Genomic DNA, 25,824 nt, shown 5'->3' with positions numbered 1-25,824 from the left:
AAATGATCAATAGCATGATGATCATGGCGGCCGCCGAGGCAGAGGAACAGGCCAACCCGCTTATCCCATATATTTGGGAAATCGTGGTTACTTCGGTCGGGTTCCTCGTCCTCATGTTCATCGTCATCAAATTCATCGTTCCGGCAATGGAGAAATCCTACGTCGAACGTCGTGATGCGATCGAAGGTGGACTTGAGCGCGCCCAGGCTGCACAGGCAGAAGCTGCCCAGTTGAAAAACAACTACGAACAGCTCCTGCAAGAAGCCCGTACCGAGGCCAGCCAGATTCGTGAGCAGGCTCGTACAGAAGCGGCACAGATTGTTGCAGAAGCTCGTCAGAATGCTTCAGCTGAAGCATCGCGTATTTCTGAGCAGGCTTCTGTTCAGATCGCTGCTGAGCGCCAGCAGGCCGTTTCGGCACTGCATACTGAGGTTGGCACTTTGGCTACCTCGCTAGCGTCCAAGATTGTTGGCGAAGCATTGAACGACGACGCACGCTCACAGCGCGTAGTCGACCGTTTCCTGGCCGATCTTGAACAAGAACAGGCCTCGACCACGAGTGCAGGTGCAACTGAGTAATGTCACAAGCATCGCGTGATTCATTGGCACAACTGCACACCGAGCTGAAAGGGACCCTTTCGGCCGGCGGAGTCGAACTCGGCGCAGAACTGTTTGCTGCTTTGAAGGTAATTGAAGAAAACGGCGCTCTGCGTCGTGCAATTGCCGATCCAACGGTTGAAGCCAACCGACGACAAGAACTCATTCGCAAGGTCTTTGCATCCAAAACCTCGGCCAATGCCGTGACCGTGTTGCAAAGTCTTGCTGGTGCTCGCTGGTCAACCGAACGGGAGTTTGGCGACGCAGTCGAAAAGATGGCAGCAAGTGCTGTTGTCCACAGCACCGAACAGGATGGTCTTGCCGGGCTCAAAGCCCTCACCCAGCAGTTGCTGGAATTCAACCACGCGGTTGAATCCAGTCACGAACTGCAGCGGGCCTTGACCGATATGCAAGCGCCACTATCGTCCCGAGCAGGTCTGGCAGTATCATTGCTGACAGATGCCGCAATGGAAGCAACTAAGGTTCTGGTCCGCCAGGCCGTGGAACTTCCTCGTGGAAGTAAACCTGTGGATCTTGTTCGTCGTTTCGCCGATCTCAGCGCACAGCAACAACGTCAGTGGATCGCCGATGTGACGGTGGCCCGTCCACTCCAGCAAGCTCAGGTAGATCGTCTTGCTCAGTCACTATCGACCGCATTCGGAAGAGAACTGACGCTGAACATCGAGACGGACTCTCAGCTGGTCGGCGGAATACGGATCCAGGTTGGTGACGAGGTTATTGATTCCTCCGTTGCAACTCGACTAAACGATCTGAACACTAAACTGGCCGGCTGAAACCGGCACTCGAAACATTCACAACTACGCCCATCGAAATGATGTGGCAAACAAGAGAGCAGGGACTGCAGATGGCCGATTTGACCATCAACGCTGACGACGTCCGTGATGCCCTACATGAGTTTGCGGAGTCGTACGAACCGGCCGACACCGAACGTGTCGAGGTCGGCTACGTCAACAGTGCAGCCGACGGTATTGCCACCGTGGAAGGTCTACCTTCCGCCATGGCAAACGAATTGCTGCGTTTTGAAAACGGCACCACTGGACTTGCCCAGAACCTCGACCCACGTGAACTTGGCGTCGTTGTCTTGGGTGACTTCCAGGAAATCCAAGAAGGCATGAAAGTTTACCGCACCGGCGAAGTACTGTCGGTACCAGTCGGTGACGGCTTCATGGGTCGTGTCGTCAACCCCGTTGGCGAGCCAATTGACAACCTCGGTCCGATTGAGGACGAGGGTCGTCGTGCGTTGGAACTTCAAGCACCAGGTGTTACCGAACGTAAGTCGGTACACGAACCACTCCAAACCGGTATGAAAGCCATTGACGCCATGATCCCGATTGGTCGTGGACAGCGTCAGCTCATCATTGGTGACCGTCAGACCGGTAAGACCGCCATCGGTGTCGATGCGATTCTCAACCAGAAAGCCAACTGGGAATCGGGGGATCCGAACAAACAGGTACGTTGTATCTATGTCGCCGTTGGCCAGAAGGCATCGACGATTGCATCGGTCCGTTCCACTCTGGAGCGCGAAGGCGCACTGGACTACACCACAATCGTCGCTGCACCAGCTTCTGACCCAGCTGGCCTGAAATACCTGGCTCCATACGCCGGTTCAGCCATCGGACAGCACTGGATGTACGGCGGCAAGCACGTGCTCATCATCTTTGATGACCTGTCAAAACAGGCTGAGGCATACCGTGCAGTGTCACTTCTGCTGCGTCGCCCACCGGGCCGCGAAGCATACCCAGGTGACGTCTTCTATCTGCACTCACGTCTACTGGAGCGTTGTGCAAAACTCTCCGACGAAATGGGAGCCGGCTCAATGACCGGTCTACCAATCGTTGAGACCAAAGCCAACGACGTCTCCGCGTACATTCCAACCAACGTCATTTCGATTACCGACGGCCAGATCTTCTTGCAGTCTGACCTCTTCAACGCCAACCAGCGCCCAGCTGTTGACGTTGGTGTCTCGGTATCACGTGTTGGTGGTGACGCCCAGATCAAGGCCATGAAGAAGGTCTCCGGTACCTTGCGTATTGATCTCGCTCAGTACCGTGACCAGCAGGCATTCTCCATGTTTGCTTCTGACCTCGATGCTTCCACACGTCGGCAGTTGGACCGCGGTGCTCGTTTGATGGAACTCCTCAAACAGCCGCAGTATTCACCAATGCCGGTTGAGGAACAGGTCGTCTCCATCTGGTCAGGTTCTCGAGGCCACCTGGATGATGTCCCGGTGGCAGATGTGTTGCGCTTTGAAGAAGAGTTCTTGCAGCACTTGCGTCTGAACAACATTGCGTTGCCAGATATTCTCGAATCCGGCGTGATCCACGACGAAGTCGAAGAAGCACTTGTTCGTGAAGTGACCAACTTCAAGAAGTCGTTCCTTGCCGATGGCAAAGACGGCATCCAGCCAGGTAACGAAGAACACGATGCCATTGACGAAGACGCTGTTGAACAAGAACAGATCGTCCGCCAGAAACGCTGATCGACCCTAGCTCATGGTGCCGGGGCTAACCCGGCACCAGCTATAGGTCACAGAAAGGAAAAGCATGTCAGCAGCCGATATTCGGGTCTTTCGCCAGAAGATCGATTCGACGACGTCGATGAAAAAGATCTTCAACGCGATGGAACTGATCGCTACTTCGCGAATCGGTAAGGCACGCCAGCGTGTTGCAGCTTCGATGCCCTATGCGAATGCCATTACCCGGGCCGTATCTGCGGTGTCATCACAGCAGGACATTGAACACGTACTGACGTCGGAACCAGAAAATCCACGTCGTGCAGCCGTGCTCATCATGTCCAGTGACCGCGGTCTGGCCGGAGCGTATTCTGCAAACATCCTGCGTCACGCAGAGAGCTTGATCGAACGCCTCTCCTCGGAGGGCAAATCGTCAGATCTATACTTGATCGGACGCAAAGCTCAGGCGTATTTCGACTTCCGTAACCGTCCCTTCAAAGGTTTCTGGAGCGGCTCAACCGACAGTCCAGTATTCGAAGTCGCAAAAGAGGTTGGCGAAACACTCGTCAATGCCTTCTTGACCGATTACGAAGATGGCGGCGTAGATGAAATTCATATCGTCTACACCCAATTCAAATCCATGATTGTCCAGGAGCCAACGGTCGTTCGTCTCCTTCCACTAGAAGTAGTGGAGCAGGAAGTTTCCGATGAATCGGAACTGTTCCCGCTCTACGAGTACGAACCAGCCCCAGAAGATGTCTTGGATGCGCTGCTTCCCAAATACATTGAGTCGAGAATCTTCTCGGCCATGTTGCAAGCAGCAGCCTCCGAATTGGCCAACCGCCAGCGCGCTATGAGCGCAGCAGGCGATAACGCCGATGACCTCATTCGTGACTACACCTTGCTGATGAACAACGCCCGTCAAGCTTCCATTACTCAGGAGCTCACCGAACTTATTGCCGGTGCGGACGCACTGTCTGAGTAATCGATCAACGGGCTGACAACACAGCCTCACTGACCAATATTCAACATCCACATAGAAGTGAGTTTCATGACTGCCACTCTTAACGAATCCGGAAGAAGCGCCACAGGCGGCGCCGTGGGTCGCATTTCCCGCGTGACCGGTCCGGTAATCGACGCTGAATTCCCAGCCGATGCAATGCCGGAGATCTACAATGCTTTGACCGTAGAAGTAGAACTCAGCGGCAAAAAGTCCACCATTACCTTCGAAACTGCTCAGCACCTCGGTGAGAACATGGTTCGCGCCATCGCGATGCAGTCCACCGACGGCCTGGTACGCGGCCAAGAAGTTTACGACTCCGGTGCTGCAATTTCCGTACCGGTAGGCGACGTCGTCAAAGGTCACATCTTCAATGCCCTTGGTGACTCCCTGGACGTTGACATCTCCGAACTGGACGTTCAGGATCGCTGGCCGATTCACCGCCCAGCACCACACTTTGCCGACCTCGAAGGCTCCACAGAAATGCTGGAGACCGGTATCAAGGTTATTGACCTTCTGACTCCGTACATTTCGGGCGGAAAGATTGGTCTATTCGGTGGTGCCGGTGTTGGTAAAACCGTTCTGATTCAGGAAATGATTACCCGTGTTGCTCGTAACTTCGGTGGTACCTCGGTATTCGCCGGTGTTGGTGAGCGCACCCGTGAAGGGAACGACCTCTGGGTCGAAATGGGCGAAGCCGACGTTCTGAAGGACACCGCTTTGGTGTTCGGTCAGATGGATGAACCACCAGGCACCCGTCTGCGCGTTGCACTGACCGGCTTGACCATGGCCGAGTACTTCCGTGACGTGCAGAAGCAGGACGTTTTGTTGTTCATTGACAACATTTTCCGTTTCTCCCAGGCCGGTATGGAAGTTTCGACCCTGTTGGGCCGTATGCCTTCAGCCGTTGGTTACCAGCCGAACCTGGCTGACGAAATGGGTGTACTGCAGGAACGTATTACCTCCACTCGTGGTCACTCGATTACCTCGATGCAGGCTGTTTATGTTCCAGCGGACGACTACACTGACCCGGCTCCAGCCAACGTGTTCGCACACCTGGACGCAACAACAAACTTGACTCGTGATCTCGCATCCCGTGGTCTGTACCCAGCCGTTGATCCGCTGGCATCCACCTCCCGTATTCTGGACCCACAGTATGTTGGCCAGGACCACTACGATGTGGCCACTCGCGTCAAGCAGATTCTGCAGAAGAACAAAGAACTGCAAGACATCATCGCCATCCTGGGTGTCGACGAACTGTCCGAAGAAGACCGTGTGACCGTTGGTCGTGCACGCAAGATGGAACAGTTCTTGTCCCAGAACACCTACACTGCCAAGCAGTTCACCGGTGTTGAAGGCTCCACCGTTCCGATCAAGGACACCATCGAAGGCTTCAAAGCCATTGCCGATGGCGACCTGGACCATGTGTCTGAACAGGCCTTCTACAACGTCGGCGGCCTCGATGATGTTGAACGCGAATGGGCGAACATCCAGAAGGAAGGCTAACCCATGGCCGATAACCTTCTTGACGTCGAAATCGTTGCCGAGGATCACTTCGTGTGGTCCGGGCAAGCCCGCTCGGTGTCAGCCAGAACCATCGAGGGTGAAATCGGGATCCTTCCCGGCCACCTGCCGATGCTTGCAGTTCTGGGTGACGGCGAAGTCGTGGTCGAAGCTGCAGACGGTGAAGCCATCACCGCACAGGCACAAGGCGGTTTCTTCTCTGTCGACTCAGACCGAGTAACCATCGCCGCGTCCCAAGCGGAGCTGTCAGCCTAGATGCCATCGTGGCTGGCCTGGACGCTTACGGTAGTCGCCCTCGTAGCGTTAGTAACGGTAGTGATCATAGCCTGGCGCTTAATGATCCTGCTACGAACTCCCGGCTCCTTCAAAGCACGCCTGGTCAGCAAACACGATGCACCTCGCCCCGGTAAACCCGTGGTGGTGTCCTATAACGAGTACTCTGTTGAAATCTTCGCGGTGTACTCGATCTGGCCACGACCACGAGTCACTGTGCCGCGACACTTCCTCGAAGTTAGCCGGTATCCACGCCGCACACGCATCCGATCATGGTTGCGTCTCGACGACATAGATACCCTGGCACACTTCGAGCTCAGTGCCGCTCACGAACACGTCTCAGAGTTAACCACCTGGTACGAGTCTGGTCCCGCAGTCGGGATAGGATACTGGCGAGAACCACCGCGCCGTCGTCAACGACGCCGCTATTTCTAACTACATACGACATTCGGTCGATTGGGTACGTGGATGGCCCAATCGACCGAGTACGTATTTAACACCCAAAGGGCAATCGCGCGGCGTTAGCGAATGCGCATGGCTGCACAGACCAGATCATGATCCAGCCCGCTGTTGACCAGCTCATCATGAACAGCCAGCAAGTCGCTAGCTCCAGACGCGATCGTGCGACCATTGGCAAGCATCGGACCGCCTGAATCTGGATACCGCAACGGCACCGTACCAAGCGTGGGCGAATGAGTTGTCAGCGGTTGACTTCCCACCGGCAGGGTAGCGGCTGATGCATCCGAGACGAGTCGGATCGCTGCCGGGAAATTATTGAACCACCAGGTTATGAGCTCCGGGTGGACGTGATGTCCATCAGCGATGAGTTCAATGCTCACTCGTTTTTGCGCAGCTGCCTCGAACACGGCCAGCAGTGGGCCAGGTTTCCGGTGGTGAAAACCGCGCATCGCGTTATACAGGTGCGTGATCGTGACCGGCTGTCCAGTGAGCTGGTGAATGACCTCGATACCTGTTTGCATCTGCTCGTATGTGGCGGCCGTGTGTCCTAGTGCGGGGGTGATCCCGTGTGTCACGAGCGTATCGACGAGGTCCACGAAGCCATCAAGCTCAGGAGCGACGGTCATCATCGTGACCATCGGCGTCGCAGCTTGGTGTTCCAATACGGTCGCTAAAAAGGCCTGGCCGTTGGGTTCGGCGGGGGAGAGGACGGCCTGGCGCGGGTGTGCTCCTACAAAATCCTCGGCGATGAAGGGGCCTTCAAAGTGCACCCCGGCGAGTAATTCGTCATTGAATATGGGCCGTAGCCGATCGAGTATCGCTGCGATGTCTGGCTGCTGGACCGTCGGGATAGAGGCGGTCACCTGTGTTGTACGACGCGTCCGGAGTAGTTCTAAAGCCGCACGGATATCACTGGTAGGGGACGTGGCAAAATCTACTCCCGCCAGCCCATGGATATGCTGATCGGCAAACTCGTTTGAACAGGGATCAGAAGAGTCGAGAGTCGGCATCGTCGACGCCTCGCATGGCATCGTAGTCCAGCACAAGTGTTTCGAAGCCACGATCCTCAGCGAGAACTCGTGCCTGAGGTTTGATTTGCTGGGCAGCAAAGACACCGTGAACGGGAGCCAGGAGTGGGTCGCGGTTCAGCAGTTCGACGTAGCGTGAGAGTTGTTCCACGCCGTCGATGTCCCCGCGGCGCTTCAGCTCCACGGCCACGGTCTCTCCGGTACTATTTTTCGCTAGGATATCGACCGGCCCGATGGCGGTCATGTACTCGCGGCGGATGAGCTTATAGTCGGTTCCCAACAGGTGAATCTGCTCCGAGAGCAGCCGTTGCAGATCGGCTTCGACGCCGTCCTTAATGAGGCCAGGATCTTGCCCCAGCTCGTGACTGGAATCATGCTCGATCGAGTAGATACTGATAATGAGGTGGTCATCGACCTTCTGGGATTGCACCGTCCACAATTCAATGATGCCCTCATCGCGCTGGCTTTCCGAGGGATCAGCTACGTGAAGCTTATTGGGTGGGGTCATCCAGTTGAGCGGTTTATACGAACCGCCGTCGGAGTGCACTAAAACACCGCCATCCGCTTTGATCATGATGAGGCGTTTGGCCGGCGGCAAAAACGCGTTGAGCCGCCCGGCATAAGTTACAGAACATTCGGCAATGACAAGTCGCATATCGGCACATAGTCTAATGGGTGTTGAGGGCGTTGGTGTTCACGGTGGCGAACCTGCGAGTATGTGACAATAGATTTATGGCTCGCAAGAACAGACCCCGCCGCGGTCAGAACCCTAAACGTGGCAGAAGGCGACAAGTATCGCCTCCCCGCGATCTGGCCGCCACCGCATTTGATACAAACTACTCCCACGAGATGGCCTTTGATGGCGGCTGGCACGTGCGACAAATCCCCGTGTGGCGGGCAGTCAAGGACTATACGTGCCCGGGTTGTGTGGGTGTGATTCCGCAGGGCCAGGCCCATGTGGTGGCGTGGCGTTCCGACTGGATTATGGGTGACGAAGACGCCGGAAGCTTGCGTCGTCACTGGCATAGCGCTTGCTGGCGCAACCGACGTCAAGACCTGGGTTAGCGCGAGTCCTGATAGGGCACATATACTTCGCGCACTAACACCAGGATGCCCGCAACCGTTGGGATGGCCATCAGTGCGCCCAACACCCCGAGCAGAGAACCGCCTGCGATGACGCCGATGACCGCTAGGGCACCGGGTATGGCGACGGCACGTTGCATGATCTTGGGAGAGATCAGGTACGCCTCGATCTGCAGATAAATGAAGTAGATGGCGGCGAAGATTAACGCAGCTTGCCACCCAACTAGCAGCGCCAGCAGGGAAATCACAATGCCACCGGTGACCGCACCAACCAGCGGGATGAAAGCCATGAATGCAGCGAAAATTGCGAGCAGGGCGGCGTACTCTAACTCAGCAAAGTTGGCTGCGATGTAGGCGACAAGCCCATTGAGCGTCGCTACAACGGTCTGGCCCACCACATAGTGCCCGACCGAACCCGAAATTTTTTCCGAGAGGTACTCGATGCGTTCGCGGCGGGAGCGTGGTGCCAGGCGGTAGAGCCATTTTTTAATGGATGGCAGTGTCGCCAGGAAGTAAAGGGTCAGCACCACCACGATCAGGACTGAGAATCCGATGTTAAAAATTGCACCACCGACACCCAGGATGCCGCCGAGCAGGCTGGTGATATTCGAGGTGTCGGAGACGAAATTGTTGACTTCGGTGGTGGCTACGGAAGCAACATCGAACTCTTCGTCGACCACCTGGAATGCTTCGGATTCGATGATGTCGTTGACCACGGTGGGCAGCATTTGCACGAACTCGGTGGTTTGTTCGAGGATCACCGGCACGAGGGCGGAGATAAATATGGTGATGATGCCGATGAGTAATGCCACGGCCGCTAGGACGCCAACACCGCGCGGGGCGCCCCAGGATTGAATCTTGGTGACGATCGGGTCCAGGCCCAGCGTGATGAATAAGGCTGCCAGAATCCATACGAGTAATTGCACATTGGACGACACGATCAGATACAGACCCAAGGCCAGCCCAACACCGACGGTCAGCATAAAGCCCGTCTTGATGGGTCGGGAGACGAACTCTGAAGCGGTACCGTGTGCTGCTGGTGTGGAGAAATCTTCTGCTGCAGTAATGGGCGTCGGTGGGTACTCGCCAGGCTCAGGCACCGTGAACTGTTGCTGGGCACGCTTGTCCGCCAGTTGGTATCGGGCACCGGTAATACGCCGTTTGGTATCTTGCAGCAGCTTCGTCATAAGCTTGCGTGTCGTTGATTTCTCGGCCACGACCCCCACATTACGACAGGACGCTGGCAAGTGGGCATATCCGAACGGCGCGGTGGCATTCAGATTGCTACTATGATGGAAGGCTAGCCGGGTGTCACCTAACGGGTGCGCCGAATACGATAAGTCGATCTAAAAGGTGGCAGGTTTTGAAAACTTTGGGCGGTATCGGCTCAATCATCTTGGGTGTCGTGGCGATCTTGGTATCCGTGGGGCTGCAAACTATTTGGGCGCCCCCTGCCGAGTTCAATGCATCCACACAGGATGCTCAAGAAGCGCCGTTGACGGTCGTGACCGAAGATATCGACGTCGACCCAGATGACGCCATCGAGTACACGGTGACGGGTGATGGAGAATTCACCCTCATGTATGGACAACTGCGCGATATTGAAGCGTGGGTTGGCGACGCCGCTCACAACCGGATTGACGGTGTCAATACCGATGTTGAGCGAGGTGAAGATCCAACCGTGGACATGACCTACGTGGATGGTGAAACCGATCTGCCGAATCCGACAAACTCGGATCTGTGGCTGGCCACCCAAGAGGTCACCGATGAGGTAACCCAACGCTGGGCACAACCTGACGCCGGTGAGTGGGGACTGTTGATCGCCGCCGACGGCAGTGAACCTGCGCCCACTGAATTCAGTGTTTCGTGGGTCAATGTCGAACCGAATTCACCATTCATCACGCCGCTGATGATCGGCGGCATCGTGTTCATCCTGCTGGGCATCGGTCTGCTGCTGTGGCGTTTTGCCGAATTCCGCCGTCGCGCCAAACGGACTTCGGGCCGCCGGGCCGCCGTTCGTGGGGACTACACCGGCCTGACCGCTGCCGATGTGGTGGCTGACACCGATACCGCAACGCAGACCATGTCTGTCCAGGAGATTGAAGCCGGTGAACCTGTCGAACACCAGGCCGAGGATGAGCCGACCACGGTCGTTTCCGGCATTGATCCATCCGATGACGAATCAGTCGACGACGATGACTCACAGGACCCCGACGATATGAATGATGCAAACGATTCCGATGGCTCTGCTGGGTCCGATAGTTCTGGTAACGGCTCGACCTCCGAGGACGCCACAGAGACCCTACCGACTACCGATGAGAACAACGACGATGACGATAAGGGCTTCCTGCGCCGCACCGTCACCGCTGTCTCGGCCTTCGGGCTGGCGATCGGCATGGGGATAGGTCCCGCACATGCAGCATCTGAAAGCCCCCAGGAGACGTCACAAGAAGAAGACCTCACCGAGCAGGTGGAAGATGAACCGGTCGAAGAAGAAGTCGACCCCGATGAACCCGATACGTTCCCGCTGGTCGTCGATGCACAATTTGAACGCATTTTGGACTCCGTCGTGTCGACCCTGGATACCGGCGCTAGCGAGGCGGACGCCGAATTGCTTGAAGGTCGCGTTGATGGACAAGCCAAACGTTTCCGCGACGAATTTTACCGTAATAGCACCATCGATGACGAGTACGGCTTGGGTGCCGAAGTGGCCTCCGATGAGATCTTGGCTACCTGGATGGATCGCAATGAAGACTTCCCACGCACCATTTATGCGGTGACCGCCGATGCCGAAGGCGGCTCCACGCAGCTGCTTGGACTGGAGCAAGAAGACCCGCGCTCCCAGTACAAACTTGTCCATAACGTGCCATTTTCCCCGGACGTCGAATTGCCCTCGGGCGACCTGAGTAGTGCCGACGTCGAAAAAATGGCCAACGACGATTCGTCCGAGTTGGCCATGTCGCCGGATGCCGCAGTCGAGGCACTTACCGACTACCTGACGGACCCCGATGCGGACGCCGCCGATGACATTGCCACAAACGACTGGATTGATTCGATTCACGAACACCAGTCAGACTGGATCGAAAGTCACGAGGAACAAGAAACCGATGCGTCCATTTCACGCACTGTTTTCGAAGACTCGGTGGACTCGGTGCGCTTGCCCGATGGATCCGCTTTGGTCTTCGGTGCCATGAATTCGATGGAATCGCTGACCCCATCGGAAGATACCACCGTGACGGTCAATACCCTGACCCAAGAGCTCGGTGAATTTGCCTCGGCAGAACAAGAAGACCAGGTGCGCATCCGTTATCGCGAACAGTTTGCCCTGTTGATCCCAGCCGAGGGTGAAGTTTCGCTGGTCGGGTACGAAACCGTCCAGTCGACCGTAGATTCCCCCGGCAACTAGACTGTTAGATGTTCTCGAGTAAGAATCTGTCAGAAGAGGATTATGACTCAACAACCCAATTCCACACCATCACACTCCCGCGACGCCATTGATCTGACCAATATCCCGGCACAGTCCGGCCAAAGCCAGGGCGCCTTACAGCGCTCCTGGGTACTGCAGGATATCGATCAACGGGGCCTCGAAGGCCTCTTGCAAAACGCCGCAACCGTCCCGGTGATCATTCACCTGGCCGCGCCATCCAACCCGGCTTCAGGCCAGATTGATGCCGTGCTCCAACCGGCCATTGACGCCCGCGCCGGGCGAATGGTCATGGGGCGGATCGATACCGAAGCACACCCCGAGCTCCTGCAAATGTTCGGTGTGCCAGCCGGCCCCATGGTCGTGGCACTGATCGGTCAGCAGGCTCTTCCGCTGTTCAACGAACCCGTGGCAGCTGAGCAACTGGAACAACTCTTGGATGAAATCAACTCGTCTGCCGTGCAGGCGGGTATGGCGGGAACCGTCCCGCCGCTGGTGGAAGCCACCGATGACGACGGCGACGTCGTACTCCCGCCGCTGCACCAGGAAGCCGAAGCAGCACTACAGGCCGAAAACTATGACGAAGCTCTTGCAGCGTATGAGAAAGCGCTTGCTGAAAACCCCCAGGATGAAGAAGCACAGCGGGGCAAGGCTCGTGTTGGTCTGATGCAGCGTACCCATGATGCCGATGTGCAGCAGGTTCGCGCCAATGCAGCAGACCATCCCGATGACGTCGCGGCTCAGGTCGCCGTTGCGGACCTGGATCTGCTTGGCGGTCACGTCAAAGACGCCTTCGAACGGCTGGTCAAATATATTGGCCGCAGCGCCGGCGAAGACAAGGACACTGCCCGGCTACATCTCCTAGAGCTCTACAGCGTTGTGGGGGACCAGGATGAACGAGTCGCCCTCTCCCGCCGCAAGCTTGCGGCAGCACTGTTCTAAACCTAGTCAAAGCTGGTTCCGTCCCCCGTCTGAGTTGAAGATCAACCGGGCGGGGGATTTGTTTTGCTCCCAGATTTTTTACACTGGTCACTATGTTAGATAACGCGTCTCTTCCAGATCCCGATCACGCAGTGGTCATCCGATCCCTGGGTAAACAATTCGGCGAGAAAATTGCCGTCAACGGTATCAATCTCACCATCCCGGCCGGCTCGTTTTACGGTGTCGTCGGCCCCAACGGAGCCGGTAAAACCACGGCGATGTCCATGATGACGGGCTTGCTGCGCCCCGACCACGGACAAGTCTGGGTCCACGGCCTCAACATGTGGGAAACCCCCATCGAAGCCAAAGGCATCCTGGGAGTTCTCGTGGATGGTGCGGTGTCTTTCCCCCGACTCACCGGGGCACAACTGGTTACCTACTCTGGCCTGCTGCGCGGCATGGACGCCGACGTCGTCGCCGAACGTGTTCCAGATCTGATGCGTGTGATGGATCTTGAAGAATCCGCGAATAAAATGGTCGCCGACTATTCGGCGGGTATGACCAAGAAAATCAGCCTCGCAGCAGCCATGATTCATTCACCCAAGGTTTTGATCCTGGATGAGCCCTTCGAAGCGGTTGATCCAGTATCGTCGGCAAGAATTCGCAACATCCTCAACGACTACGTCCAATCGGGTGGCACGGTTATGATCTCCTCCCACGTGATGGACCTGGTGGAACGCATGTGTGACCACGTTGCGGTGATTGATAAAGGCGAAGTACTCGCCTCGGGCCCCATGGCAGAAGTCACCGGTGCTCAATCCCTAGAAGATCGCTTCGTGGGCATGGTTTCCAGCGACCAGACCGGGGAGGGCCTGTCATGGTTTCACACCTAATCCGGCTGCGTTATCGACTCATGTGGAATGGTTTTCGTCGTTCCACAGGTGCGATGATCGGTGCGATCTTCTCGACACTGGGCTACCTGTATCTGATCGGTATGGCATATTTCGCTGCCATTGGGATCGTGATGCTCTCACCCGACACCATCTCATACGCGCAGCGAGGAGCACCGTTTATCCTGCTCGGCGCTGTCTTCGTCATAGGCTGGGTGGTCGGGCCAATCGTGTTTTCTTCAACGAGTCCGTTTACCGATGCGGCGAATTTTCTGACGTTTGGTATCCCAAATAAACAACTGGTACCCGGCGTCGTCATCGGTGGGCTCATTGCGCCAACCGGTATTGGAACGTTCACCCTGCTGCTCACCGGCGCCGTGCTATGGGGTTGGAACCTCGCGGCGATTCTCGCCGGGATCATCGCAGCCGTACTGGGCACGGCCATTTGTGTCCTCTTGATGCAGGTGATCGTTGGTCTATTGACGAATGTCATTTCCCGACGCGCCGTTCGTGACACCATTCAAATTGTGTTGCTGGTACCACTGATGCTGTCCGGCTTCATCTTTCTCGGAGCCATCGAAACCATCCAAGAATTTTGGGACGTGCTGCCCGACATCGCAGCCTGGATCGCCTATACACCCGCCGGGTTCCTCGCGTTACCGGTCATGGTTGCCCAAGGACAATGGGGCATGGCTGCTGTGCACCTGGTCGTGATGCTGGCGTATGTGGGCGTGCTGCTGGTGGCGTATAACGCGATCGTCAATCGCACGACTGAGGCAGCCGGTACGGTCAAAGAACGCCAGCGTGAAGTCACGGGGACCGGACTGATTGGCCGTGCTGATACGCCGATGAAGGCTATCTGGGCGCGTTCGTTAATGTTTTGGTTCAAAGACCCCCGCTACAGTGCCTCCTTGTTGATTATTGTTGTCCTCATAGGTATTGGCGTCGTCCAGCTCGTCGTCATCGATAACAATGAAATGAGTTTCATCGCCAAGATCATTCCGGTGGCTGTGGCCTATTTGATCGGCTTTTCGATCTCGGCAGACCTTTCCTACGACTCCACTGGATTCTCGTTACATGTGACGACCGGGGTACGCGGTATCGACGATCGGCTGGGACGTGTATTTGCATTACTCACCTGGGGCCTCCCGTTGCTTGTGCTCCTAACTATCGGAATGCTCTACGGCTCTCAGGCGTTAGATGAACTCGCGACCTGGTTGGGGCTTGGGATTGGCGTGTTGTTAACCGGATTGGCAGTCTCATCGGTTTCTTCTGCCCGCTACATTTATCCAGCACCACCACCCGGCGCCAGTCCAATGGCACAGCCCGAAGGCGGCATGGGACGCACCATGCTCGTACAAACACTGGGCATGCTAGCTCAGGTCCTTGCCGCACTGCCGGTGATTGTGCCGGGTGTCATCGCCTTGGTCACGGGCAGTCCAGTGTGGGGGATTGTCACCCTGATGGTCGGGGTCCTTTACGGCGCTGGTCTGTTGTGGGCCGGCGTGAAAATTGGTGGCAAATGGTACGACCGGGCACTTCCAGAGACCTATCAAGCAATCGTGAAGGTCTCCGCGCTATACTAAACTGACAGCTCGTCGTGAACCTGACAAGTTTGCGCATCCGACTATACTGGAGGCATGAATCCGATGAACTTTGTGCACGCCTCGTCCACCGATTATGATCCGCACGAGGACACCAACGGGGGATCTACCGGTGTCCTTGAACGCGAAGAACAACGTCAGTCGACAGAACCCGGAGACCACGAACGGTTTAAACACTTCGTTCCGAAAGACAAACTCACCGACGCGATTATCAACGGCACCCCGGTTGTTGCGCTGTGCGGAAAAGTTTGGATTCCCTCGCGCGATCCAGAGCGTTTTCCTATGTGCCCCAGCTGCCAAGAAATTTGGGACGAGCTAGAATCAAATGACGATTCTGGAGACTCTGGCAAAGGCGGCGGCTTCTTCGGTTTCGGTCGCAAAAAATAATTTGATTCTTTGAACACATGTTGGCCACCAATCTTGGTGGTCAACATTTGTTTGTCTAAAATACTTGGTCATGAAGGAGGCTGTGTAATCACGCATGAGTGATTCGCTGTTTCAGATCGGAGAAGATCTCCCACCGGCTCTACCCGAACGGGCCGCATGGGGGACGGCCCAGAAACTTCGCCAATGGCAGCAAGAAGCCCTGGAGCTCTACTTCGCAAAGCCACGCAAAGACTTCATGACCGTCGCGACCCCGGGTGCCGGTAAAACGACCTTTGCGCTACGCGTGGCCAAAATGCTGTACGAATCCGGGACGATTTCGCGCGTCACAGTAGTGGCACCAACCGAACACCTCAAAAGTCAGTGGGCCGATTCTGCAGCCCGCATTGGCCTGGCCATCGACCCGAACTTCAAAAATGCTGACGGTCGTCACGGTTCTGAATACATGGGTGTCGCCTTGACCTACGCGCAGGTCGCCTCAAAACCCATTTTGCACCGGAACCGCACCGAAGCGCGCAAAACACTGGTGATCCTCGACGAAATCCACCACGGTGGTGACGCTCTCTCGTGGGGCGAAGCGATTCGTGAAGCCTTTGAACCAGCAGAACGTCGTCTGTCATTGACCGGTACACCGTTCCGTTCCGACGATGCTCAGATCCCCTTTGTGGACTATGAGGACGACGGCACCGGAGTGCTGCGCTCTCGCGCTGACTACACATACGGCTATGGGCCTGCCCTGCGTGACTACGTCGTCCGTCCAGTGATTTTCATGGCCTATTCGGGACACATGCGCTGGCAAACGTCTTCCGGCGAGGTCATGGAAGCACAGCTTGGTGAAGCGGCCACCAAAGATATGACAGCTAGTGCTTGGCGCACAGCGTTGAATCCTAAAGGTGAGTGGATTCCATCGGTGCTCAAGGCTGCTGATCATCGATTGACTGAAGTCCGTCGCAACGTGCCGGACGCCGGTGGATTGGTCATCGCTACCGACCATGAAGATGCTCGTGCGTACGCAGACATCCTCGAAAAACTTTCGGGTGAAAAGGTGACCACCGTGCTGTCGGACGATCCGACGGCGTCATCGAAGATTGAGGCATTTGCTGACGGGGATCAACGGTGGATGGTTGCGGTTCGCATGGTTTCTGAAGGCGTTGACGTGCCGCGACTCTGTGTTGGCGTATACGCAACCTCGACTTCGACACCAATGTTCTTTGCGCAGGCCGTTGGTCGTTTCGTACGTTCTCGCAAACGTGGCGAGACCGCTTCCGTTTTTCTTCCGTCTGTTCCCAAGTTGACGGAACTGGCCAACGAGATGGAAGAGGAACGCGACCACGCGCTAGAGATTGATAACGGTGTATCGGTTGAGGACCTCGAAGATGCTCCCGAAGAAGATCTCATGCGTGAGGCCAATCAGGAAGAGTCGGCATCTTCCGAGCTAACTGGTGCCAAGTTCCAGGCGTTGGAATCGCAGGCGTCTTTTGACAAGGTTTTATATGACGGTGGGGAGTTTGGTACTGGGGGAGCGATCGGCTCTGCCGAAGAGCTCGACTTTCTCGGTATTCCTGGTCTCCTGGACGCCGATCAGGTTTCTACCCTGCTGCAGCAGCGTCAGTCGGAACAGCTCAAACGTCAGCCGCGGTCTGCGCCGAAAGAGGACTCTAACGTGGTTGATCACCGCCAGATGAAGGAGCTGCGCAAGAAGCTCTCCTCATCGGTTTCTGCGTGGTCAGCTCGTTCTGGTACCCCACATGGAGTGATTCACAATAGGTTGCGCGAGGTTTCGGGTGGTCCTTCCGTGGCGCAAGCGACCAAGGAACAAATCGAGGTGCGGTTAAAAACGCTGCAGGGTTGGTTCGTCGGACGGAAGTAGTAGGACTTGTGGAACCAGATAGCTGGTCAGTGGTGGTTTCCCTGCTGATCACGGCTGGTCGAATCTTTCTTCACAAGTAGTTGTATCGCGTAGGCCAGGATGAGACTGCTCAGGATAAGAATGACCCAAGAGGCCGTCGTGGAAGTATGGGTTTGGGTGTTTAACAAGATCACTTGAGATGCAATTGTTAGCACCATGGAAACTGCGATCAACCAGGCTACCGTGCGAGGTGGTCGTTTCTTTGCTTCAGATCTCATAGACAAAGTCTACAGATCCTCTTTCGGATGGCACTTATGACAAGCTTTGGCACCCGGCGAATGAATAGAATTCTTAGACCCTGCGCCACCTCTTATGAGTGCGCTGCTCGGCTAGTAGTCGAGCGCTAGCGAACTCTTTACCGGTTCCAGTAGAGGTTGCGTAGTAGTGGTTGGTAAGGGTCCAGCCAGGGTGCGGGTTGGAACCATGTGAGGCCGTCGACTCTGCGGATTCGCCATTTGCCGATGTGCATTGCGGCGTGGTGATGACTACATAGGGTCACTGCATTGGCAACGCTGGTGTTGCCGTGGGCTAGCCATTCTTTGATGTGGTGGATATCGCAGAACATGGCAGGTGTGGTGCAGCCGGGCGCTTGGCATCCAAGATCCCTAGCCAGGATGGCTCGGCGTTGGGTGACGGTGAAGAATCGTTTGGTGCGTTTCTGGTTCAGCACGGTATCGGGACCGTTCCAGGTTTGGGCTACCAGTTCACTATCGCAACACAGGATCTCGGCATCGGCAGGATGCATCGGGCCATGGTTGATGGCTTCGGACCGAAACGGGGCCCATGGCAGCCGATTGACGAAACCACCTCGACCTTCCTCAACTGGCTCACCGTCATCACCCGACCGTCCTGGGTCTGGGCAGTCTGATGTGTCGGGATTGGGTCGTCTGATCACCGGTGGGGTCATACCGTCGGGGCCCGGTGGGCGTTGGGCATCAGGTGGTAACGGGGGCACCCCCAGCGCCCGATACGCTGTTTGGAGGTCCTGGACGATCACCAGTTGTGCTGACGCTCCGTGACTTTTCTTGACTCCGATGTCTGCTGGGTCCATGCGCAGCAGGATGCGGAACATGCCGATGAGCATGGCGGAGATTTTCTGGCCTGACGACATCGGATCAATCTCATCCAGGTCTTTGGCTGTGTAGGTGTTGCCTTGGGCGTCTTCGCCTGTCGCCTGGCCACTGTCATCCTGGAAACGCAGGTCATCTATATTGTCAGGCAGCTCATCGTAACTCGGGAAGTGACTTTCTGGATTGTCGTGATTCGATTGGCCGAATGGGTGGCCGGGTTCGTGACCTGGTGGTCCACCAGAAGGATCCCCTGTCCCAGATCCTGGTGTGTCGGCGCCGGGATCCTGTGCATTGCTTCCTGCAGGACGGTTCCCGTCTTTTTCGCCAGCGCTATTTTCGTTGTCAGTATTGCTGGGGCGGATCAGGTCGATGAGGTCGTTGGGGATTTCGGTTGGGGTGCCGTTGGCTTTGAGCATCTGGAGTACGAAGTTTTTGAATTGGTTATACACCTCTGGGGTGGCGTTGATCGAGATCCGGCCACCACCTTCGGGGAAGCTTTTGGTTTTGATCGCATTATCGGGTGGTTTGCGTAACGCCTGGGAGGGTGATGGCCCATCGGCGTTGAGTTCGTGGGCGATCTGGTCCATCCACCCCTTCTTGGCGGCTGACAGTTCCTCGGGGGTGACGTTTTCACCGGCTTCAGCTAACACGTGTTCAAAGGCTGCCATGACCTGGTCGACCATCCCGGGCGGCACATCACAGGCCCCGGCGTACTCAAATAGCTCGGTGTGCATACCGACAATCCGGTCCACGTTTTCAGCACTGACCCGACCGCCCGTATAGGACTCAGCTACCGCGGGATAGGTTGGATGCGACGAGAGGACTTCGGGGTCGCCGCCGGGGGTGTGGGTCAACAGTGCAGCGCGTTGTAAGTGTTTCTTGGTTTTCAGTGCTGACCAGTGCCGGGTCTGGCGTAAATACTGGCTGTCGTCGCGGAACGGGGTGGCTTCATAGGGTGTGCCGAAGTAGCGTTGTTGTTCACTCATCGAGGCGGTGACATAACTGGCATACAACGTATTGGCAGCCTCGGACAGGTTCTCCAAGGTCCCAAACATCATGCCCAAGGCACGGATCGAGTCATAGAAATTCTCTGGCGCCACCGGAGCATCTGCGGCGTTGTCTGCTGACTCCTCGGCGGATGCTGCGTCGTTGTTGTCAGACGTTTTGGCGCTGGGTCTGTAGCCGTTCCAATCGTCCCCGCCTGCGGTGACAAACGTGGGAATCTTGGTGTACGTGGTGGGGTCTTTCATCGTGTCTACGACGAATTTGATGATTTGTGCTCCGGCGTGGACCAGTTCGCCCAGGGATGCGTCGTGGAGTTTGTCGAGATTCAGAATGTCGGTGGGCACTGGCGCACCAACATTGGGCAGTAGTGACGTTAGCTCCATGGTGGCCTCCTTGTGCCAAGCAACCAGAACTTAAAAGATCAGCAGGGACCTCAGAAAAACTCGTACGGAAAAGGAAGGACAGAACGTAGGGAAGCTACGAAGAACACTCGACATGAGAGGCAGTAGACCGGTGGTGATGTCGTACCTCTATTCTACCGGCACGGACTGGTTCTGGCAAGACTTTTGAGTAGCTTTTAATGCTTTTATTTAATACTCTGATGTGTCTTTGGTGCCCTTATCATGATCTTGAGATTTGGTGGTTGCGTGTCGCGTGTTTTGTGGATAACCCATCAAGGCGATCAGGGTTATCCACACAATCGAAAGACACGATTGCCAGATGCCGTGCTATCGGTCGTACTTTTTCGATGTAAGAGGGGAGGAAAAAAATAGCGCATCATATGCCGCCCTGTAGTGACACAAAAAAGTGCAGGTGGAAGAAAAATCTTCCACCTGCACTTGCTGTTGTACGCCCAGCATGGGCATCTATTTGGAGGTGAAAGTCCTCTGGAGGAGAAGGTGGTTTAACTCCTAGCCGATGGCAACTGCTGCATCGTGAGGTGTGGTGGGAAGGAAGCCGGTTGGCAAATCTTGGCACCGAGGTATACGAATCGCATCAGGCATGCAGGCTGGGGTAAGCCAGCAATGGATGGTTACGCCCGCTCCATCAAGACGGTCTGTGTGTAAATGCGGCGGGGGCTGAGGGAAAGTAGATGTTCTTATCTGGGGAGATCTGCCCCAGTGCACCACCAACTTTCTGGTGGGGCGACCGTGGCTGTGAAGTCATGGTTGGTGGGGCAGAAGTCAGCAGAGGTCGTAGTACTTGCCAGGGATCGGCGCGGTGATCACCAAACGTGCCTCACCGGCTACAAATGGTAGGGAAGGGCTGAACGCTGTGTTTGATATTGACGAACAATATGTCTCGTGAAGTCGTGCTTGATCGCAGAAAACCACTTGAAGATTGTTAGGGGTGGGCAGTCGTGACAGATACCGGTGCATACCGGGAAGCCTCACTGGCTGTGCGTAGTCGCGAGCTTCCGGCGAATAGTGAACGTGATATCGAGGCCCAACAGGACAGTCTGTGGAAACGAGTGTTCTCACAAGCGAATCTGTTGGGTGCGTTGAAACGTGTCGAGCAAAACCGGGGTGCGCCTGGTGTTGACGGCCTAACCGTGCATGAACTGCGCGATTGGTTGCGTGAGCACTGGGAGTCGATTCGGGTGGCGTTGGATTCGGGGGTGTATCGGCCGTTGCCGGTTCGTCAGGTGATGATCCCAAAACCTGATGGTGGTCAGCGACGACTTGGTGTGCCCAGTGTGGTGGATCGATTGATCCAACAAGCCATTGCGCAAATTCTGGTGCCGGTGTTTGATCCGGGCTTTGTCCCAGTTTCATACGGATTTAGACCACATCGGTCGGCTCATGATGCTGTGCTGGTTGCCAAGAATGCAATCCAGGATGGGTATCGGTGGGCGGTCGAGGTGGATTTAGATGCGTTCTTTGATCGGGTCAATCATGACATGCTCATGGCCAGGGTGGCGCGCAAGGTAGAAGATCCACGACTGCTAAAGCTGATCCGCCGCTACTTAGAAGCGGGGATCATGGCGGATGGCATCGTGCAGGGTACGGGTGAAGGAACCCCGCAAGGGTCCCCTTTATCGCCGCTATTATCTAACATTTTGTTAGATGATTTTGATCAACTGTTTTGGTCACGCGGACACCGCTTTGTGCGGTATGCCGATGATCTCCGAGTGTTCGTGAAATCAAAACGGGCTGCGCAGCGGGTGCTTGAAGTCGCGACACGCTTCTTCGAGGAGACGCTGCGGTTGAAGGTGAATCGGGCAAAGTCCTCTGTGAAGCCAGCATCTTCAGCTGAGTTGCTGGGATATGGTTTCTACTTTGCCAAGGGTTCACAGGTGAAGTTGCGGATGGCGCCTTCTACGCGGCAGCGTGTGAAGGACCGTATTCGCGAGTTGACTTCGCGTCGGTGGAGTATCTCCATGGACGAGCGCATTCGACGGCTGAATCAATATATGCGTGGGTGGATGGGCTACTTCCGGCTGATCGAAACGCCGAAGGTTCTCCAACGCCTCGATAAATGGTTCCGTCGCCGACTACGACAAATCCGATGGAAAGAATGGAAAACCCCCAAAACCAGGGTGCGGATGCTCCGATCCCTGGGGGTACGTGCTGATCAGGCGTATCAATGGGGCAATGCTAATCGGGCGTACTAGCGTATTGCCGGAAGCCCGATACTCCATAACGCCTTATCAACACAATATTGGCAAGATCAAGGTGCCCTGTTCTTCTATGATGCTTGGTTACGCTTTCGTCCAAACGGCTAAGCGAACCGCCGTATGCGGGCCCGCATGTACGGTGGTGTGAGAGGTGGGTCGGGAGACCCGACCCACCTACTCGATTGAAGTCTACGTATTAACCGGTGAAGGTCTTGGCTCCAGGCCATTCCGAGAGCATGACGCCACAATCTTCCATCTCATCGGTGGCTTCGTCGATATTTTTGTCGGACACTCCGGCGGTCAGGTTGGTGATGACACGAACCTCATAGCCGGCATCAGAAGCATCCATGGCGGTCGCTCGGACACAGTGGTCAGTAGCAATACCCACCACGGTGACTCGCTCGACGTGGTGCTGTCGGAGCCACTCGTCCATGGTGATAGAGCTGGAATCAGTGGCGGCAGCTGCGGCGGCGGTGGCACCGTATGGGCCTGCCATGCCGTCTTGGCTGCGGATCAGGTCTGGTTCGCCAAGGATCGCGTCGAAGCCCGAGTAGCCGTCGTTGTATTGGCCCTTGAGGAACTCCGCGTCAATAAATTCGGTGTCCAAGTTTTCGTGCAGTTCGGCACCTTGGGTACCGGCTACGCAGTGCACAGGCCAGGTGTTTTCAAAGTCTGGTTCGTCCGAGAAGTGCGGACCCGGATCAATATGCCAGTCGCGGGTGGCGGCAATGACATCGAATTTCTGACCACACTGGTTCATATATTCGGTGATCAATGCAGCAGTTTGCGCTCCGTCTTCAACGGCTAGCGTTCCGCCTTCGCAAAAGTCCTGTTGGATATCCACGATGATCAGCGCGTGCATGGTGTCTAATCCTTTGATGTTGGAGTGTGTGTCCGGTATGGGTAACCGGACAGCTTAGTGTAGCTCAAATACCGTAGGAATGGCTGGCTCTCCATCTTGTAGTCGACGGGCAGCGCGGGGGAGCTCGGAGACAGCTTGTTTATGGTGTGCTGCGGCCCGTTCTACGGCAGTTGAACCGATGTATTGAGTTTGTATTTCTCCGCCGTCAACCACTTTGACCTGGAGTGGCCGGTGGTTGGCATCCCACTGTGGCTCCTGGCCGGCGATGACAACCTCGGCGGTGGCAACGCCATTGTTCATACGGCGGGCGGCAAATTTTCGTCCGCCGCGGCTGGTTTTGCCTTCAGCTTGTTTCTGTACGTCTATCCAGTTGCCGTTGCGATCTTGCCGGGTGGTCAGTTTGTAGACCAGCGATGCCGTTGGCGCGCCCGAGCCGGTGACCAGCTGGGTCCCGACGCCGTAGGCATCCACCGGTGCAGATCGCAGGGCTGCTATAGCGTACTCGTCCAAATCCGAGGTGACAACTATTCCGGTATTGGTGTTACCAAGATCATCTAACAGACGACGCACGTTGTGTGCCTCTTCTAGCAGGTCACCCGAGTCAATTCGTACAAACGCCAGTTCGGATCCGGCGACGTCGACGGCGTTGCGTACACCAGCTTCGATGTCGAATGTGTCGATGAGCAAGGTGGTGTCGCGGCCCATGGTTTCCACCTGTGCTTGGAAGGCCGTCTTCTCGTCGTCGTGTAGCAGGGTGAAGGAATGAGCCGATGTTCCGGCGGTGTTGATTCCGTAGCGTAGCCCGGCGGCAAGGTTCGAGGTGGAGGTAAATCCGGTGATGGCGGCGGCACGTGCAGCGGCGACGGCGGCTTCCTCGTGAGCTCGACGGGAGCCCATTTCAATGCAGGCGCGGCCACCGGCGGCCATGGTCATGCGCGAACCAGCCGAGGCCACGGCGGTGTCGTAGTTGTGCACTGACAACAGGTAGGTTTCTAGGATCACGGCTTCAGCAAAGGTCGATTCGACTTGCATGAGGGGAGAATTCGGAAAGTACGGTTCACCTTCGGCATAGGCGTAGATATCGCCGGTGAACGTGTAATTGGCGAGCCAGTTAATGGTGTCTTCGGACACGACATTGTGATCGGAAAGGAACCCGAGGTGTTCGTCGTCGAAGCGAAAATCGGAAAGCCCTTCCAGAAAGCGGCCTTGGCCTGCGCTGACACCATATCTTCGCCCCGAGGGCATGCGTCTCGCGAAGAGTTCGAAAACCGCTTTGTGGTCGGCGGTCCCGGCTTTGCGGGCCGCGTCAACCATGGTCAACTCATAGTGGTCAGTAAAAAACGAGGTTGGGCTCACGCCACGATGTGTGTTACTCACGGGTCCCACACTAGCGCTTTGGGGCAGGCGGTGACACATTTTGGCTGGTGCTGTCCGGAATGGTGCACACGGCGTGCGGTTCTTGCCTAGAATGTGGAGCATGTCCATTATGAGTGCAGTTGATGTTGATCCGGAGATTGTCGTTGAAGAGACGGCTCATCTCGGGCACCCTTGGAAGGTGATTGTCTGGAACGACCCGGTGAACCTGATGAGCTATGTCACCTACGTCTTCCGGTCGTATTTCGGGTTTACCGCCTCGGTTGCGCACAAATTGATGTTGCAGGTACACCACGAAGGTAAAGCGGTGGTGGCCAACGGGTCCAAAGAAGAAGCCGAACGGCACGTGGCTGCGATGCACGGGTTTGGCCTGTGGGCAACCTACGAACAGAATCAGTAAGGATACGACACACTACCTATGGCTTTAGCGTTCAAATCAACCCTGCGCGGGTACTCCGCATATTTAGAGAAACCCGAGCGCCAAATTCTTCGGTCGCTGTTCTCCGATGTCCTCACCCTGCTGGGCGGCGTGAGCCCCGCCGATGAGCCACTGGAAGAGGATAAGCCGAAACTGTTTGATCGGTTCCGCCCACGACAAGAGGCGGCACAGTTGCCCGAGGCTCCCGCTACGGAGAACGACTCTCCCACGGATGCGGCCTTTTGGGACCTGGTGGGTTCACTAACCAGCGACGACGTTCAGGTGGACCTCAACGATCCTGCTGTGCAGCGGTTATTGCCCGACGCACGCTCGGGTCACGACGCCGAGGAGGGTTCAGCGCAGTTCCGAGACCTGGCTCAAGAGGATATTCGCCAGGATAAGATTGCGGATCTGCAGCGGGCCTATGCGCTGGTGCAGACGCCGTCGTTGATGTTGTCACAGAAGGAGGCCGAAGCCTTCGGTCGGGCCCTGAACCAGGTGCGTTTGGTGTTGTCTTCGCGGCTAGACATTGAACACGAGGACGACGCCGAGCGGATTCACGAGATTGATTCTGTCGACCAGGCGACCGATGTCGAACGCTACATGGCGTTGTTGTACAACTTTGTATCCTGGCTGCAGGAAACTCTCATGCAGGCCCTGATTGGAGACCTCTGATGATAACGCCAACTCCAACAGCGCCGATTGGAATCTTTGACTCCGGGGTCGGTGGTTTGACGGTGGCCCGCGCGGTGATCGACCAGCTGCCGGACGAGGACATTGTGTACGTGGGCGACACCGAGAATACGCCATATGGGCCCAAACCCATCGCCGAAGTGCGCCGGTTGGCCTTGACGATCATGGACGAGCTGGTGGACGCCGGGGTCAAACTGTTGGTGATCGCCTGTAACTC

At 56.2% G+C, this 25,824-nt stretch carries 24 protein-coding genes; 18 read left to right on the top strand and 6 right to left on the bottom strand.

What is annotated here, in order from left to right; translation table 11 throughout:
* Positions 1-2: 2 nt before the first annotated feature.
* From L0H14_RS04820 to L0H14_RS04790, 7 genes are all read left to right on the top strand, one after another.
* Positions 3-578 (top strand): F0F1 ATP synthase subunit B, encoded by a 576-nt coding sequence (locus tag L0H14_RS04820; protein WP_301417107.1) that lies wholly within the window; start codon positions 3-5, stop codon positions 576-578.
* The gene (locus tag L0H14_RS04815) at positions 578-1,390 is read left to right on the top strand and encodes a F0F1 ATP synthase subunit delta (protein WP_301417105.1); all 813 of its coding nucleotides are present in this window, start codon (positions 578-580) and stop codon (positions 1,388-1,390) included. Before L0H14_RS04820 ends, L0H14_RS04815 begins: the two co-directional genes overlap by 1 nt.
* A gap of 71 nt (positions 1,391-1,461) precedes the next feature.
* Positions 1,462-3,096 carry a F0F1 ATP synthase subunit alpha gene (gene atpA, locus L0H14_RS04810; protein ID WP_301417103.1) on the top strand — a complete coding sequence of 545 codons (1,635 nt, stop codon included), beginning with the start codon at positions 1,462-1,464 and terminating at the stop codon, positions 3,094-3,096.
* A 64-nt stretch (positions 3,097-3,160) separates the two neighbouring features.
* Entirely contained in the window at positions 3,161-4,054 is an 894-nt protein-coding gene (locus tag L0H14_RS04805; protein WP_301417101.1) for a F0F1 ATP synthase subunit gamma, read from the top strand.
* A gap of 66 nt (positions 4,055-4,120) precedes the next feature.
* On the top strand, positions 4,121-5,575 hold the full coding sequence (gene atpD, locus L0H14_RS04800; protein ID WP_301417099.1) for a F0F1 ATP synthase subunit beta: 1,455 nt from the start codon (positions 4,121-4,123) through the stop codon (positions 5,573-5,575).
* Between the two features lie 3 nt (positions 5,576-5,578).
* On the top strand, positions 5,579-5,848 hold the full coding sequence (locus tag L0H14_RS04795; protein WP_301417097.1) for a F0F1 ATP synthase subunit epsilon: 270 nt from the start codon (positions 5,579-5,581) through the stop codon (positions 5,846-5,848).
* On the top strand, positions 5,849-6,301 hold the full coding sequence (locus L0H14_RS04790) for a DUF2550 family protein (RefSeq protein WP_301417095.1): 453 nt from the start codon (positions 5,849-5,851) through the stop codon (positions 6,299-6,301).
* Between the two features lie 86 nt (positions 6,302-6,387).
* Here L0H14_RS04790 and L0H14_RS04785 read toward each other — a convergent pair whose 3' ends face one another.
* Together L0H14_RS04785 and nucS are read right to left on the bottom strand one after the other, a co-directional pair.
* Entirely contained in the window at positions 6,388-7,335 is a 948-nt protein-coding gene (locus L0H14_RS04785; protein WP_301421438.1) for a hypothetical protein, read from the bottom strand.
* Positions 7,313-8,008 carry an endonuclease NucS gene (gene nucS / locus L0H14_RS04780; RefSeq protein ID WP_301421437.1) on the bottom strand — a complete coding sequence of 232 codons (696 nt, stop codon included), beginning with the start codon at positions 8,006-8,008 and terminating at the stop codon, positions 7,313-7,315. The genes L0H14_RS04785 and nucS overlap by 23 nt, the downstream gene beginning before the upstream one ends.
* 77 nt (positions 8,009-8,085) lie before the next feature.
* On the opposite strand from nucS, the gene L0H14_RS04775 reads away from it, so the two are divergent.
* Positions 8,086-8,418 carry a hypothetical protein gene (locus L0H14_RS04775; protein WP_301417089.1) on the top strand — a complete coding sequence of 111 codons (333 nt, stop codon included), beginning with the start codon at positions 8,086-8,088 and terminating at the stop codon, positions 8,416-8,418.
* Here the strand turns inward: L0H14_RS04775 and L0H14_RS04770 are convergent.
* A complete protein-coding gene (locus L0H14_RS04770; protein WP_301421436.1) occupies positions 8,415-9,653 on the bottom strand; it encodes an AI-2E family transporter in 1,239 nt (412 codons plus the stop codon). The genes L0H14_RS04775 and L0H14_RS04770 overlap by 4 nt on opposite strands.
* A 146-nt stretch (positions 9,654-9,799) precedes the next feature.
* On the opposite strand from L0H14_RS04770, the gene L0H14_RS04765 reads away from it, so the two are divergent.
* The 6 genes from L0H14_RS04765 (at position 9,800) to L0H14_RS04740 (ending at position 17,529) form a co-directional block, all read left to right on the top strand.
* Positions 9,800-11,842, top strand: a complete 2,043-nt coding sequence (locus tag L0H14_RS04765) for a hypothetical protein (protein WP_301417085.1) — start codon at positions 9,800-9,802, stop codon at positions 11,840-11,842.
* A gap of 42 nt (positions 11,843-11,884) precedes the next feature.
* A complete protein-coding gene (locus L0H14_RS04760) occupies positions 11,885-12,802 on the top strand; it encodes a tetratricopeptide repeat protein (RefSeq protein ID WP_301417083.1) in 918 nt (305 codons plus the stop codon).
* A gap of 92 nt (positions 12,803-12,894) precedes the next feature.
* Positions 12,895-13,674 carry an ABC transporter ATP-binding protein gene (locus tag L0H14_RS04755; RefSeq protein WP_301421435.1) on the top strand — a complete coding sequence of 260 codons (780 nt, stop codon included), beginning with the start codon at positions 12,895-12,897 and terminating at the stop codon, positions 13,672-13,674.
* Positions 13,659-15,257, top strand: a complete 1,599-nt coding sequence (locus L0H14_RS04750; protein WP_301421434.1) for a hypothetical protein — start codon at positions 13,659-13,661, stop codon at positions 15,255-15,257. The genes L0H14_RS04755 and L0H14_RS04750 overlap by 16 nt, the downstream gene beginning before the upstream one ends.
* Positions 15,258-15,320: 63 nt before the next feature.
* Positions 15,321-15,662 (top strand): DUF3039 domain-containing protein, encoded by a 342-nt coding sequence (locus L0H14_RS04745; RefSeq protein WP_301421442.1) that lies wholly within the window; start codon positions 15,321-15,323, stop codon positions 15,660-15,662.
* A gap of 94 nt (positions 15,663-15,756) precedes the next feature.
* Positions 15,757-17,529 (top strand): DEAD/DEAH box helicase, encoded by a 1,773-nt coding sequence (locus L0H14_RS04740; protein ID WP_301418148.1) that lies wholly within the window; start codon positions 15,757-15,759, stop codon positions 17,527-17,529.
* A gap of 394 nt (positions 17,530-17,923) precedes the next feature.
* On the opposite strand, the gene L0H14_RS04735 is transcribed toward L0H14_RS04740, so the two are convergent.
* On the bottom strand, positions 17,924-20,026 hold the full coding sequence (locus tag L0H14_RS04735) for an HNH endonuclease signature motif containing protein (protein ID WP_301418144.1): 2,103 nt from the start codon (positions 20,024-20,026) through the stop codon (positions 17,924-17,926).
* Positions 20,027-21,003: 977 nt separating this feature from the next.
* Here L0H14_RS04735 and ltrA point away from each other — a divergent pair.
* Positions 21,004-22,257 (top strand): group II intron reverse transcriptase/maturase, encoded by a 1,254-nt coding sequence (gene ltrA / locus L0H14_RS04730; protein WP_301418142.1) that lies wholly within the window; start codon positions 21,004-21,006, stop codon positions 22,255-22,257.
* 199 nt (positions 22,258-22,456) lie between these two features.
* On the opposite strand, the gene L0H14_RS04725 is transcribed toward ltrA, so the two are convergent.
* Positions 22,457-23,122, bottom strand: a complete 666-nt coding sequence (locus L0H14_RS04725; RefSeq protein ID WP_301418140.1) for an isochorismatase family protein — start codon at positions 23,120-23,122, stop codon at positions 22,457-22,459.
* 54 nt (positions 23,123-23,176) lie between these two features.
* Positions 23,177-24,508 carry a nicotinate phosphoribosyltransferase gene (locus tag L0H14_RS04720; RefSeq protein WP_301418137.1) on the bottom strand — a complete coding sequence of 444 codons (1,332 nt, stop codon included), beginning with the start codon at positions 24,506-24,508 and terminating at the stop codon, positions 23,177-23,179.
* A gap of 100 nt (positions 24,509-24,608) precedes the next feature.
* Between L0H14_RS04720 and clpS the strand changes: the two genes are divergently transcribed.
* The 3 genes from clpS to L0H14_RS04705 form a co-directional block, all read left to right on the top strand.
* Positions 24,609-24,896 carry an ATP-dependent Clp protease adapter ClpS gene (clpS, locus tag L0H14_RS04715; protein ID WP_301421441.1) on the top strand — a complete coding sequence of 96 codons (288 nt, stop codon included), beginning with the start codon at positions 24,609-24,611 and terminating at the stop codon, positions 24,894-24,896.
* An 18-nt stretch (positions 24,897-24,914) separates the two neighbouring features.
* Positions 24,915-25,589, top strand: a complete 675-nt coding sequence (locus L0H14_RS04710) for a DUF2017 family protein (protein WP_301418135.1) — start codon at positions 24,915-24,917, stop codon at positions 25,587-25,589.
* Positions 25,589-25,824: glutamate racemase (locus tag L0H14_RS04705; protein WP_367618760.1), on the top strand; the 236-nt coding region annotated here is incomplete at its 3' end. The genes L0H14_RS04710 and L0H14_RS04705, both read left to right, overlap by 1 nt.

It is taken from the genome of Yaniella sp., assembly GCF_030453185.1.
GTDB lineage: Bacteria > Actinomycetota > Actinomycetes > Actinomycetales > Micrococcaceae > Yaniella.
This window is presented reverse-complemented; position numbering and strand designations above follow the sequence as displayed.